The sequence below is a fragment of the Streptomyces barringtoniae genome, from assembly GCF_020819595.1.
GTDB classification, from domain to species: Bacteria; Actinomycetota; Actinomycetes; order Streptomycetales; family Streptomycetaceae; genus Streptomyces; species Streptomyces barringtoniae.
The window spans coordinates 25,372-37,654 of sequence record NZ_JAJHNP010000003.1; the positions used below are offsets into that span (position 1 = coordinate 25,372).

The following is a 12,283-nucleotide window of genomic DNA, read 5'->3' on the forward strand; positions in this document are numbered from 1 at the left end:
GGGCCGTACTCTGGCCAGCATGGCCCACGCGAAGACCTCCTATGTCTGCCTGCCCTGTCGGGCCTCCTACAAGCAGCCTTACCTCGGTGACCACGACCGGCTCTGCCCGCGCTGTGCCGAGCCGTTGATCCATGTGGGTTCCGCCTTCGCGCCGCCGCGGCGGCGCGACACCGCTGCCTGGCGGACCCTGTCGGTACTTTTGAATGCCGGTGTCCGCTTCCACAAGAGTTGCTGTGGCGGCCCTGGCTATCGTCCGCGCACACTCAGCGAGGTGCGCGAGCGAATGGCATACGCGCGAAAGACCGGTGAACCGTTCGCGCGTGCATTGGTGCGCCACGAGCTGCCGTAGCCCTTGGCGCAACAGAGCAGCCATGCGTGTCCGGTCATCTGACCCGTTAGCTTGGTATGACTGGTCGCGGTGATCTGACGGACGAGGAGTGGGCTTGCTTGAAGCCGCTTCTACCGGTGAGCAACGGGCGTTGCGGCAGGTGGCGGGATCACCGGCAGGTGATCAACGGGGTTCTGCATCGGGTGCGGACCGGGGTGCAGTGGCGTGACCTGCCTGAGAGGTTCGGCCCGTGGAAGACCGTGCACAAGAGGCATCTGCAGTGGTCGGCGGACGGCACGTGGGAGCGACTCCTGCAGCAAGTCCAGGCCGCCGCAGACGCCGAGGGATCCATCGACTGGGACATCTCCATCGACTCCGCGGTGATGCGCGCCCATCAGCACGCCGCCGGCGCCCGAAAGGCCCCGCCGCCAGCCGTCTCAAAGGGGGCGATGGCGACGGGACACCAGATCGATCCGGCGTGGACGAGCCTGCTCGGCCACCTGGAGGAGGTGGTGCTGCACATGAGGGCCTAGGCCGCTCGCGCGGCGGGTTCACCACCAAGGTCCACCTGAGCGCCGACGGCCGGTGCCGCCCGCTGTCCCTGGTGGTTACGCCCGGACAGCGAGCGGACTGCACCCAGTTCGAGCCGGTCATGGAGAAGATCCGTGTCCCGCGCATCGGTGCCGGCAGGCCCCGTATCCGCCCGGACAGCGTCAGCGCCGATAGGGCCTACAGCAACCGCCGCACGCGGTCCTACCTCCGCAAACGAGGTATCCAGCACGTCATTCCGGAGAAGGCCGACCAGGCAGCCAACCGCGTCAAGCGTGGTTCGCATGGCGGCCGGCCTCCCGGCTTCGACAAGGAGCGGTACAAAAAGCGCAACGTCGTCGAGCGGGCAATCAACAAGCTCAAGGGCTTCCGAGCTGTGGCGACCCGTTATGACAAGCGAGGACACGTGTTCCTCGGCACCGTGACCTTCGCGGCCGTCATCATCTGGCTCCGATCATGATCGGAGAGACAGACCCTAGTCGCCCTTGTATCCGATGTCGGCCAGTTCCTGGTCCGTGACCTTGGCGTACCCGGTGGTTCCGTCGTTCTTCGGGTGGAACGATTCGAGGCTGAGGCAGGTGTTGGTCCCAGGCTTCTCGTTGCTGTCACAGATCCCGTGGCCCTTGAAGGTGGGGACAGGATCGGCGAAGGCCACTTTGGTACCGCTCCTCTTCAACTCATCCACCTGGGCCTTCTGCTTGTCGCGTATGTAGTCGGCCAGGTAATTCAGGGTGTCGAAGTCGGCTGTCACGCATGGTTGGTCGCTGACGATGCGAGGGTAGCCCATGTGGACGATGTGCGCGTTCAGAGCAGCCCTCTGGATCTGGCCAATCAGGTCCCCGGTGACAGTGACCGCTGGGTCGGCATTCCCCGTGCAATCCTGGTTTCCGCCAATGGTCAGCATGACCAGTGTCGTGTTTCCGGGCTGAGAACGCCCGAGTCGATCTGGGGCTTCTCGTGATAGTTCCCCATTAGACCCCACGACGAAGAGTTCCCATCCGTCAGCTGCCGGGGCTTCGCGCCGGAGCAGGTGACGTTCTGGAAGTCGACCGAGGAGCTGTGGCCGTCCGCGAGGGTGCCGATGCTCGAGCCCTGACGAGGAAGAATCACCTTACGTCTCTACCAGTTGGCGAGGTGACCGGTTCGGGAGCTGTGTCGTTGTGGATGACACACTCGGTGACCGCCATCCGGAGTCCGTGGTTCTGGTCGACGCCGTACTGCGTTATCTCGACCTCCGTCCTCTCAGGGACAGGCATGGTGGAGGCATTGACCTGGGTCTCGATGTACCAGGCTGCGTGCCGAAGATGACCGCGAACGTCGTCGGCAAGCCGACGATGGTTCCTCTGCTGGGCATGAAGGGTCCTCACCAACCGGCGCGCTCCGGCCCTGAGGGAGGTACGTGGGGGCGCACCGGGCGTCCACAGGGGGCGGAACGTCATTACTGGTTGCCTAACTTGGCGAGAACGGCACGAGCGGGCGCGTCCCGGTAGGGGCCTTGCCGTACACGGCAGCGTCACATCCTGACCGCCCACCGTCCCGACGTCGGCCAAGCCCCATGCCGATCGAGGAGCCGCGCGACCACCGCCGGCATGCCCCAGCCGACCCTGCAGAATCGCCACCAAGTTTCACGGCCCCTTGAGGCACATGAACAAGAGGCACAGCAAGCCCAGCGCGTCGGGCGATCGGTTCGACCGCGCCCTGCCAAGCGAACTGCGCGGCGAACAGGTGGACGTCAAGCTCGTCCGCCTGACCAACGGCACCGAGACCGTCGTCGAGATCTGCATCCCCACCGCAGCCGTTCCGTCGGTGTCGGCTACGCGCGCCGTCGCAAGGACGAGAAGCACGGCCCCGAGCTGGGTATCGCCCTCTTCGGCTACCGCGCCCTGACGGACGCCGCCGAGCGCGCCCGTGATGACGGAATCAGCGCTGACCCGGCTGCTCTCTCCTCTCCCGAGGTGTGATTCGCCTAAACCAACGCCCCCGCGTAAGCGGACCACGGCGGATCACGAACTACAAGCGGACCGCGGCCATGTGGTCGGCGATCCTCGGCACCGAGGTGACTGGCACGAGCGGTTGGGGTGGCCTCACTATTCCGGTCTTGGTCTTGGGGCCCAGGAGGGGGCCGCACGGGAATGTGTTGCGGTTTGAGCTGGCCCTGGGTTCCTGCTGGGGTCGGCCGGCCCCGGTCTACTGATCGACCGTGAAGATCGCCGCCCGGCCGTTCCGTGCTGCCGTGCGGTAGAAATTCTTCAGTCCGGGCAGAAATGCCTGGGTGTAGGCGATGTCCTCCGCGTCTGCGGTGCCTTGGTAGGCGTTGAACGTGAGCGTGGAGAAGCGATCGCACAGCCACTGCCCGTCAAGTGGTTCGAGGGCTGCCGCGACCTCGCGGACCTGCTCCGCAGTGACGTAGCAGACGATGTAGTCGTCGCTTTCGTGCAGCGGCACCCCGCCGAGGATGACGTGCGACAGGGGGAAGTGGCCGTTGTCGAAGGCCAGGTCGCCGTCCGTGAAGCAGCGGTGCAGCGCGTCCCAGGATTTGTCGAGTTCGAAGAGATGGTCGAGGTCCCAGCGCTCCTCGATCTCTTCGACGAGCTGCATCAACTCGTCACCGTCCTGGCAGGCCAGCAGCCGTTCGGCGGCACCGCCGTCCAGGGCGAAGAGCACCGCGCGAGCCGCCATCGTGTCCTCCCGCCGCTGTGATGATTCGCTCGGCGTGATCCAACCACATGCTCGACGGGCAGGTGCGCTGGGCCGCCTCTATCCGCTGGCCCGCGGTTTGGCCCTGGTTTGGGCGAGGCGGTAGGGAACGGTGCCGGTCTCGATGATGATGCTGTTGAAGGTGGGGCGGTCGACGATGGCCGCGCAGAGGCGGGGCGGTGTGGTCCTGGTCCAGCCTTCGAACGATTCGTCCGAGGCGTTCGCAACACTGTTCAGTGATCTGAGTACGGCTGTGAACGTTGAACGACCCGGATCGTCATCGTCGGCCCCGCCAAACGTGCCGCAGGACCGGGACTGCAGTCATGGGCGTCCCTGGGACAGGTCGCAGTTGGCGGATTCCGGTGGCTGGCTTCACGGGCCGAGCAGAGCCGCGCCCAGCCAAGGCCGGCCAACCACGATCGCGCCCCGTGAAGCAGGGGAACCCGGTGGGGCAAACCCCCGTGTGCGGAGGCCTGTTGGCAGGATGTCGGTGATGGACGGGGCAGGCGAAGCTCGTCCACATGATGAAGATCAAGCGAAACGCAGCCCTGTTCGCCGCCTCCGCCGCCGTGCTGAGCCTCGCCGTACCCCTCACATCGGCGTCCGCTTCGACGGCCGCCAATGCCCGGCCGCCGCACCTCGACTGGACGAAGTGCCAGGGAACAGGCCTCGATCCGCGGCAGGAGTGCGCGACCATCGAGGTGCCGATGGACTACGCCGACCCGCACGGCAAGAAGATCACCCTCGCGTTCTCCCGAATCCCTGCCGAGAACCCGAAGACACGCCGCGGCGCCCTGTTCATGATCCCCGGCGGACCCGGCGGCGGCAGCCTCGACCAGCCCTCGGGCAAGGGGCAGAAGCTGCCGCAGGAAGTACGGGACACCTACGACCTGATCGGGTTCGATCCCCGGGGGTACGGCCTCTCCTCCCCGGTCAGCTGCGACGTGGAACGCAGTGACCTCGCCCGGACGAAGCTCCTTCCCTGGCCCGCCCCCGACGGCTCCGTCACACAGACCATGGCCACCGCGCGGCGGATGTCGGAAGCCTGCGCACGCAACGGCGGCCAGCTGATCCGGCACATCAGCACCGCCAACGAGGCCCGCGACCTGGACCGCATCCGGGCGGCGCTCGGCGAGCGGAAGATCTCCGCCTGGGGCGTCTCGTACGGGACGTACGTCGGCGCCGTCTACAACGAGTTGTTCCCGTACCGCACCGACCGCTTCGTGCTGGACAGCAACGACAACCCCGACCACATACGGGTACAGCGGGCCTGGCTCGCCGCGTTCGAGGTGGGCGTCGAGGACAACTTCCCCGAGTTCGCCGAGTGGGCGTCCCAGCCCGGCAACCCCGAGCGAGTGGCCGGGACCCCGGCCGAGGTGCGCCGCCTCTTCCTGCACCTCGCCGCACGCCTCGACCGTGAACCCCTCCCGTGGCCCGGCGCCAACCCGGAGGAGCTCAACGGCAACGTGTTCCGCCAGACGATGCTGGACAGCCTCTACGACCCCGACGACTATCTCGCCCTGGCCAAGCTGATCCTCGCTGCCCAGAAGGGCACCGTGCCGCCCGCGCCCCAGGCGCCGCCCGAGCCGGTCCTGCAGAACGTCACCGCGGTCAGTGCCGCCACACTCTGCAACGACGTCGCCTGGCCCAGGTCCGCGGCCGGGTACGAGAAAGAAGTTGCCGAGAGCCGCGCCAAGTTCCCGCTGACCGCGGGGATGCCGAGGAACGCGACGGTGTGCGCCGCCTGGCCGTACACGCCGAAGGAACCGGCGGTACGCATCACCGACCGTGGCCCCTCCACCGTCCTCATGGTCCAGAACCGGCGGGACGTGGCCACCCCCCTCAGCGGCGCCCTCAAACTCCGCGAGGCCCTCGGCAGGCGCGCCGTCATGGTGACCGTGAACTCCACCGGCCACGAAGCCTATCTCGCCAACGGCAACGCCTGCGGCGATCGGACGGTCGCCCACTTCCTGGCGACGGGTAAGCGGCCGTCGCGGGACATCGCCTGCGACTAGAGCGTGCTGCACAAAGCTCTGAGCTGGGCATCTCCCCAATGTGGCCGGGGTGCTAAGGGTGGCTGCCACGCTGGTCGGCCCTGCCACCGGACCACGGTCGCGAGTTGAGCCGTGTTGTTCGTACGGCCCTTCTCGCCTGTCTCAGGGGCGGCTCTTGCCGGGGAGGGCAGGAACGCCCGCTCCCCGGCCGCCCGCGCGGGAGCCGAACGACCGACTGTGCCTGAACAACGAGCGATATGGTCCGGTCGGCGGCCGGCTGAAGAGCCGACGTGGTCGCCCGGCCCGGATCGTGCCGACGAGGTCGTCCCCGGGTGTGCTGGCGGAAACCGGCAGACACACTTGTCCCGCCGGTTGGCGAGCCACTTCGCACGTCAGTGCACCGTGGTCAAGCCACTCCGGTCCTGCCACGGTCGCCGGGAACGGATTCCTTCTCCGCATGGACTCGGGGATTTCCTCCGAAGAACAGAGATGGAGCCGGGTTGAGCCGGGCGCAGGGTGCTGTTGCAGTCAGGCCCGGGCTGCTTTGCCGGTACAACTCGCGGTAGTGGCGCTCGAAGTGGCGTCACTACCGCGAGTTGCGGAGTTCCTTGGAGCGGTAATTCCCTGTCAGTAGGGTCCGTTGACGTTGTCGATGGAGCCGTAACGGTGGTAGGCGTAGTTGCAGGCGGCAGTGATGTTGGCGACGGGGTCGTAGATGTCCGACGAGGTGCCCGGCACGTGGTAGGCGGTGAAGGTGGACTGGATCACCTGGAGCAGGCCGATGGAGGGGTGGCCGGCGGCGGCGTTGGAGTCCCAGAGGTTGATGGCTTTGGGATTGCCGGAGGATTCCCTCATCACGTTGCGGTGGATCCCGTCGTAGGTGCCGGGGATGCCGTTCTTGGCCATGATCGCGAGGGAGTGCTTGATCCAGCCGTCCAGGTTGTTCGTGTAGGTCTGGCCGCTGGAGGCGGTCGTGGTCGACGTGGACTTCGAAGCCTTTGCGGCCTTCGTGGCGGGGGTTGATCCGGCGGGCAGGGTCAGGACCTGTCCCGGCTGGACGGCATAGGGGCTCGTCATGTGGTTGGCGGTCGCGATGGCGGGCCAGCCCCCGGGCACGTGCTGGGTGCGGGCTATGGAAGCCAGGTGGTCGCCGGCCCGAACGGTGTAGGTGGTCGCGGCGGAGGCGGCCTGGGCCGTGCCCAGTGCGGCGGTGGAGACCAGGGCGAGCGCGCCGCCGGCGATGGTGCCAGCGGTGATGAGTCGGCGTACCCGGGAGGGGCGCTTGCGGGCGTGACGGGGCATGGAACGGTCCTTTTCCAGAATTTGCATGTCCCGCAGTTGCCGACCCCCTCGGCAAACTGCACCGCATTTCGTTCAGCGATGCCTGCGGCGCGCACATTCTTAAGCCGCCGGGAATAAATCGACAATTCCCCTCATCACTAACCGGCTTCGTTGCTCAGCCACCTTCACGCGCCACAAAGGCTTGGGGTTTGGGGGAGTTATCGACGATCCAATTTACTAAGGCGCCTCGTAAGTGAATTGAGTCACTTGTCTCGAGTTAGTCGCATTAACGATTTAAATGATGACGTATCGACTCTTTCCTATTTATCGGACATATGGTGCATTCCTCAGCGAATCCCCCACCTGTCGCAGGGCACAACCTGCGCTGCGATCCGCCGGCGCCGCTGACCCCGTCGTACTCACCGTGAACGCCGTCGGCCTGGGCACCGGCGCGGTGCTGACAGCGCTCGGCCGGACCCCTCCCCCGGCCGTTCCTCCGACCGGCACCACCCCCGTCCGCGTCGCCGAGCACCCCGCCGGCCGGCACCAGCGCCGGTCCGACCGCCGCCGCCAAGGCCATCTCGCCGACCAGCGCCTCCGGCCTCCGCATCCCCGTAAGCACAGCAGTCCCATGGAAGCCACCGTCACGGCTCCTGACAGCCACGCCCGTCGTCGCGCCACCCGGTCGCCGGCTCATGATCGGCGCTCGCCGCAGCCGACACTCCCCTACACCCGGCGGAGTGGACACGATGGCTCCCCCCGCAGGATGACCGCGGTTGTGCCATGGGCGATGCTGTGGCCCGTGACAGCTGATCTTCACAGAGACGCAGCCGGATCCGGAGACGGGGACGGAGCCGGACATGGAGACGGAGACGGGGGCACCCATCCCGCCTCCGCTTCGCCGTCGCTCCCCGCCGAGCCCGCGCCCCGGCCACGCCGCACCCGGCTGCGACGGTGGCTGCGGCGCGCCGCGCTGGGTTGTGCCCTCGTGCTGGTGGTCGTCACAGCGGCCTCGTTGGTGTACAACGCCGTAACCGCCGGGCGCGCCACGCCGCCGCGCGGCCTCAGGTACGTGCAGGCCGCCGACGTCCGCACGCGCTACCAGACCTGGGGCACGGCGGGCCCGCCGGTCGTGCTGGTGCACGGCGCCTTCGAATCCGTCGACACCTGGTCGCGCCTTGCCCCGCTGCTCGCCCGCGACCACCGGGTGTACGCGCTCGACCTGACGGGCGACGGATACAGCGAGCGCCACGGCCCGTACACCGTCGACCATTTCACCCGGCAGCTCCTGGGCTTCCTGAGCGCCTTGCACCTCGGCGGTCCGGGCGACCGCCCGCTGCTGGTGGGGCACTCCAGCGGAGCCGCCGTGGTCACCGAGGCGGCGCTCCGGGCCCCCGGCCGGCTGGGGGGTGTGATGCTTCTCGACGGCGACGCCCTCGATACGGGCGCCGGGCCGCCGCCGGCCTTGAAGTACGTGCTGATCGACCCGTACCGCACCAGCCTGCTGCGGTTCGGGCTAGGCATCGACGCGCTGATCCGCAGCGTGTACGACGCACAGTGCGGACCTGCCTGTCCGCGCCTGGACGCCGCCGGTCTGGATCAGTGGCGACGCCCGCTGCAGGTGCCGGGCGCGGAGAGCGCGCTCTGGAGCATGCTGGCCGCGGGTGTGCCGGGTCTGCCCGCGGACCAGGTGGCCCGGCTCGCCGGGGTGCACCTGCCCAAGTCGGTGGTCTTCGGTGCCCAGGACGACGTGTTCACCCGGCAGACACCGCAGGAGACCGCCCGACGCATCGGCGCACCGCCGGCGACCCTCATCCCGGGCGCCCGGCACCTCACGATGATCTCCAGCCCCGAGGCAGTGGCGAAGGCCGTCGACAGACTCACGGCGGCATCGATCGCGGCATCCCGGTGACTCCACGGCCGCCCGTTGTCCGGCTGGTTGAGGTCCGGCGCGTCCAACTACTCGCCCCCGAGCCGTCGCACGTGGTCACTCGATGATTCCAGTCCCTCTGCGAACAACCAACCTTCAAACCACAGAGGCATCTGGGTTGCCGCTTCATCCCGAAAAGCGCGCTGCCTGGCGCGAGCGCCGGAACGAACATGGCCTGCTCCCCCGCCCCCGCGTCCATCACGCGGGCCGGACGGCGAAGCCCGCAAGACTCGCATCTGTTCCGGCGTGGGTTGCTCTCCGCCAAACCTGAAGGGTCGGCGCCGCGGGAGAGATCGGTGCCGGCGCTCCGGAGTTTCAGATGTCTGAGGCGCGAGCGTGCGGAGCGCGTACGGTCCGGTGAACTTGGCGCGGTACGTGGCCCCGTCGCCCGCCGGGGTGACGGGATCCAACGCGCCGTCGACAGCGATCGTGGGCACGGCGCTCCGGAATCCGTGCTGCGAGCACTGGCCCACGGCACCAGGGTGGGCAACGAGGGTCAGTTCACGGTGCACGAGGCGATCCGCAAGGCGCTGCCCGTCCACGAGGACGGCGAGGGCCTCTGGGAGCGCGCCACCGCGGACTACCGGTACGCATTGCACACGGCCGCCCGCCATCTGCACACCCTGACTCCGAAACCCGCCTATTCAGTGGAAGAGACGGCCGACCTGCTCTGGCATTGGTTCGGCCCCGCCAGCTGGCGGACGCTGGTGATCGAGAGCGGCTGGTCGTGGGACCGTGCCGAGGAAGTCCTTCGCGAGACGGCGGTCGCCGCGCTCCGCTGACACCGCTCGGCGGCATCGGCAAGGAGCGGGCGCCCGCCTCCGCATCGGCCTATTCGGGGTCCCGTCCCTGGACAATCTCACCGCCCGGCCCACTGCCCGGGCGGACTCGGCAACCGCGAGGCCGCCACTCACCCCTATTTCGAGGGGGGCCTCATGTTACGGTGGTGAGCATGAGTGACCGTCCCGTCCCGTTCGCCGAAGCCCCGGCCAAACCGTTGCGCCGTGACGCGCAGCGCAATCGGGATGCGATCCTGGCCGCTGCGCGTGAAGCGTTCGCGGCCCAGGGTCTGGGCGCCTCCTTGGAAGGTGTCGCCCGCGAGGCCGGCGTGGCGATCGGAACTCTCTACCGTCATTTCCCCACCCGGCTCTCGCTGGTCGAAGAACTCTTCGCCGCGAAGTTCCTGGATCTGCTCGACTCCGCGAAACAGGCCGCCGCGATGGACGACGCCTGGCAGGGGTTCTGCTTCTATCTGGAGAAATTTTGCGAACTCCAGGCCTGTGACCGCGCCTTCAACGACCTGGTCTCCGCCCGGCTGCCCACTCATGTGCTCGCCAGCCAGGTCCAGGAGCAGGCGAGGGAACTGTCCGGCCAGATCTTCCGCAACGCACAGCAGCGGGGCGTCGTGCGCAAGGACGTCACACCAGAGGACATCGCCTTCGTGATCTGGTCCCAGGCGGGCATCATCCAGGCGACCCGCGCCGTGGCCCCCAACGCCTGGCGCCGCCACCTGCACCTGATGCTCGACGCATTCCGCGCCGAGTGCGCCCACGAACTGCCCGAGCCGCCACTGACGCCGCAGCAGGTCGAACAGACCCTGATCTCCTTGGAATGCCCCCGCGAGGAATGCCCCGAGTGCGACGAGGGGGAATGACCGCGGCAGGTACGACGGCCGGGACGTCGTAGCGCGCACGGTTCCCGGCGCCGTCGGCCGGTACGGGTCTTCCATCCCGGGCGACAGACACCCACGGCTGACGGGTTCCGGACAAGCCCGACGCCTCGAGCCTGATGATCAGGCGCGAGGCGTCGCTGCCGTACGGGGGGCCGGTTTCAGGTGTCGGGGCAGGAGCCCGGCCAGCTCTCCGTCCAGGGGGCAGGGCGGCCCAGAGCACACCGCGCTCCGGATCGCCCGCTTCAGCCGGGACATGCACGAACGGCATACGGATCACCGGGCTCGTACCGCAGTCCCAGGCGCAGGGACGCCGACAGGTCGTGCGCTACGACATGCGGCACGGGCAGCTCGCACACCACGCTTCTCGACGACTTCCCAGCCCTTGCTCCGATGGTCCAGCGTGGCCCCGCACCGCTGTTCACAGTGCGCCGTGGGTCGACGGCCGGACCAGAACGAGCTGGTCGACGTACCAGCGGTCCGCACCGGCGGCTTCACGGACCTGGTCCACGTACCAGCGGTCCGCACCCGTGGCTTCACGGACCTGGTCCACGTACCAGCGGTCCGCACCCGTGGCTTCACGGACCTGGTCCACGTACCAACGGTCCGCAGCGGCGGACTCGCGGACCGGAGCCCCGTCCATCCACCTGCCTTCATGCACGACGTGCAGTCGGCGCCCATCCGGACCATCGTCTCGTTCACCCTCGTGTGCATGCCCATGACGGACCGTGAAGGAGGCGAAGTCACCAGCCTTCTCGGGCATGGCGTGGGCAACCTGGCCATGGGCAACAGGTGCCGCAATCGCCCTGCCGGCACTGCCGAGCAGGGCCCCGCCCGCGATCGCGGCAGCAGCGACAGCGACCTGGACACGCGTAAGCGACCTCTTCATGGTCATCTCCATGTCTCGTGCGCGACCGCGCAGGCAGGCGGCCGGCCTCTTCCGTTGGGCTGCGATGCACGCTCGCAGCAGTTCGTCGTCGAGCCGCCCGAACCAAACGGAGGAGGCCCTCATGTTCGACTTGGCCAGCGTAGTCGAGGGGCCCCTCATATTCTCGGTGAGGCTCATCACAGCAGGTCACACGTCTTCTTCTGACGACGCGGCCGTGGCGAGACGGCTCGCATCGTGGGCCTCGGCGGCGATGCGCTCGATGTGTGCGCAGCTCCGATCCAGCAGAAGCCGGACCACGGGGAACGCGCTGACGGCGGACGCGGCAGCTGCGAGGTGACGGGTTTCGTCCTGTGCGGCGACGGCCTGCCACCTCGTATGTACGGACCGCACGGGTGCCGCGCAAGAGGTGGGGCCCGCTGATCTCGTCGGCGCTGCGGGCGAGCGCCGACGTGTCGGTCTTGGCACGGCCCTCGTGATTCCCGCGCACTGCGACGGCTGGGCACACCCCAGCGCAGAACGCACCGACATGCTGAGCGAGCTCGACAACCCGGGGCAGAACGGGTGTCTGCGCACAGCCGCGTACGTACGGCACCTGGAACGACCTGCCGTGCTGAACGCTCACCCCTGCCGAGGGCAGGGCCGTAAATGCCGGACGTCCTAGCGGGCCGGCACCCTCCGCCCTCCAGCATCCGCAGAACGCGGCAGCGATCAACAGCGCGTGAGGCCGGGTCCCGTGGAACAGACCGCCACGCCTCACGCGGCAATCGCTGCAGGACCCTGAACAAACCGGTATGACCCGCCAGCAACTCATCGAGCTCATCGACGCCTGGCTCCTGCGCTGGAGTTTCAACGCGAGCGAGCACTCCGCACACGTCGCCGTCACGATCGCCAGGTAGCCCCCGGACCAGCCGCCGAGGCCAACCTCGCCCAGGCTGACCGGATCCTG

Annotated in this window: 10 protein-coding genes and 2 pseudogenes; 7 read left to right on the forward strand and 5 right to left on the reverse strand. The window is 68.1% G+C overall.

The window, feature by feature from the left end; genetic code table 11:
* Positions 1-19: 19 nt before the first annotated feature.
* A complete protein-coding gene (locus LMU33_RS04930; RefSeq protein WP_228617682.1) occupies positions 20-349 on the forward strand; it encodes a deoxyxylulose-5-phosphate synthase in 330 nt (109 codons plus the stop codon).
* A 56-nt stretch (positions 350-405) separates the two neighbouring features.
* A pseudogene (locus tag LMU33_RS04935) lies at positions 406-1,337 on the forward strand (IS5 family transposase).
* A 15-nt stretch (positions 1,338-1,352) separates the two neighbouring features.
* Here the strand turns inward: LMU33_RS04935 and LMU33_RS04940 are convergent.
* Positions 1,353-1,781: an SGNH/GDSL hydrolase family protein gene (locus tag LMU33_RS04940; protein ID WP_228617684.1), complete on the reverse strand. Its 429-nt coding sequence runs from the start codon at positions 1,779-1,781 to the stop codon at positions 1,353-1,355.
* A 740-nt stretch (positions 1,782-2,521) separates the two neighbouring features.
* Between LMU33_RS04940 and LMU33_RS04945 the strand changes: the two genes are divergently transcribed.
* Positions 2,522-2,764, forward strand: coding sequence for a hypothetical protein (locus LMU33_RS04945; RefSeq protein ID WP_228617685.1), 243 nt, complete (start codon positions 2,522-2,524; stop codon positions 2,762-2,764).
* Positions 2,765-3,064: 300 nt separating this feature from the next.
* Here the strand turns inward: LMU33_RS04945 and LMU33_RS04950 are convergent, their stop codons facing one another.
* Together LMU33_RS04950 and LMU33_RS04955 are read right to left on the reverse strand one after the other, a co-directional pair.
* Positions 3,065-3,556: a YfbM family protein gene (locus tag LMU33_RS04950; RefSeq protein ID WP_228617687.1), complete on the reverse strand. Its 492-nt coding sequence runs from the start codon at positions 3,554-3,556 to the stop codon at positions 3,065-3,067.
* Between the two features lie 78 nt (positions 3,557-3,634).
* A pseudogene (locus tag LMU33_RS04955) lies at positions 3,635-3,808 on the reverse strand (IS21-like element helper ATPase IstB); the annotation flags it as partial.
* A gap of 287 nt (positions 3,809-4,095) precedes the next feature.
* Here LMU33_RS04955 and LMU33_RS04960 point away from each other — a divergent pair.
* A complete protein-coding gene (locus tag LMU33_RS04960) occupies positions 4,096-5,589 on the forward strand; it encodes an alpha/beta hydrolase (RefSeq protein ID WP_228617689.1) in 1,494 nt (497 codons plus the stop codon).
* Between the two features lie 606 nt (positions 5,590-6,195).
* On the opposite strand, the gene LMU33_RS04965 is transcribed toward LMU33_RS04960, so the two are convergent.
* A complete protein-coding gene (locus LMU33_RS04965) occupies positions 6,196-6,870 on the reverse strand; it encodes a LysM peptidoglycan-binding domain-containing protein (RefSeq protein WP_228617690.1) in 675 nt (224 codons plus the stop codon).
* 973 nt (positions 6,871-7,843) lie between these two features.
* Between LMU33_RS04965 and LMU33_RS04970 the strand changes: the two genes are divergently transcribed.
* The 3 genes from LMU33_RS04970 (at position 7,844) to LMU33_RS04985 (ending at position 10,433) form a co-directional block, all read left to right on the forward strand.
* Complete coding sequence (locus tag LMU33_RS04970; RefSeq protein ID WP_228617692.1) at positions 7,844-8,761, forward strand: alpha/beta fold hydrolase; 918 nt, start codon at positions 7,844-7,846, stop codon at positions 8,759-8,761.
* Between the two features lie 470 nt (positions 8,762-9,231).
* A complete protein-coding gene (locus LMU33_RS04980) occupies positions 9,232-9,561 on the forward strand; it encodes a TetR/AcrR family transcriptional regulator (RefSeq protein ID WP_228617694.1) in 330 nt (109 codons plus the stop codon).
* A 170-nt stretch (positions 9,562-9,731) separates the two neighbouring features.
* Positions 9,732-10,433 carry a TetR/AcrR family transcriptional regulator gene (locus tag LMU33_RS04985; protein ID WP_228617696.1) on the forward strand — a complete coding sequence of 234 codons (702 nt, stop codon included), beginning with the start codon at positions 9,732-9,734 and terminating at the stop codon, positions 10,431-10,433.
* A 436-nt stretch (positions 10,434-10,869) separates the two neighbouring features.
* Here LMU33_RS04985 and LMU33_RS04990 read toward each other — a convergent pair whose 3' ends face one another.
* Positions 10,870-11,091: a hypothetical protein gene (locus LMU33_RS04990; protein WP_228617698.1), complete on the reverse strand. Its 222-nt coding sequence runs from the start codon at positions 11,089-11,091 to the stop codon at positions 10,870-10,872.
* Between the last annotated feature and the right edge of the window lie 1,192 nt (positions 11,092-12,283).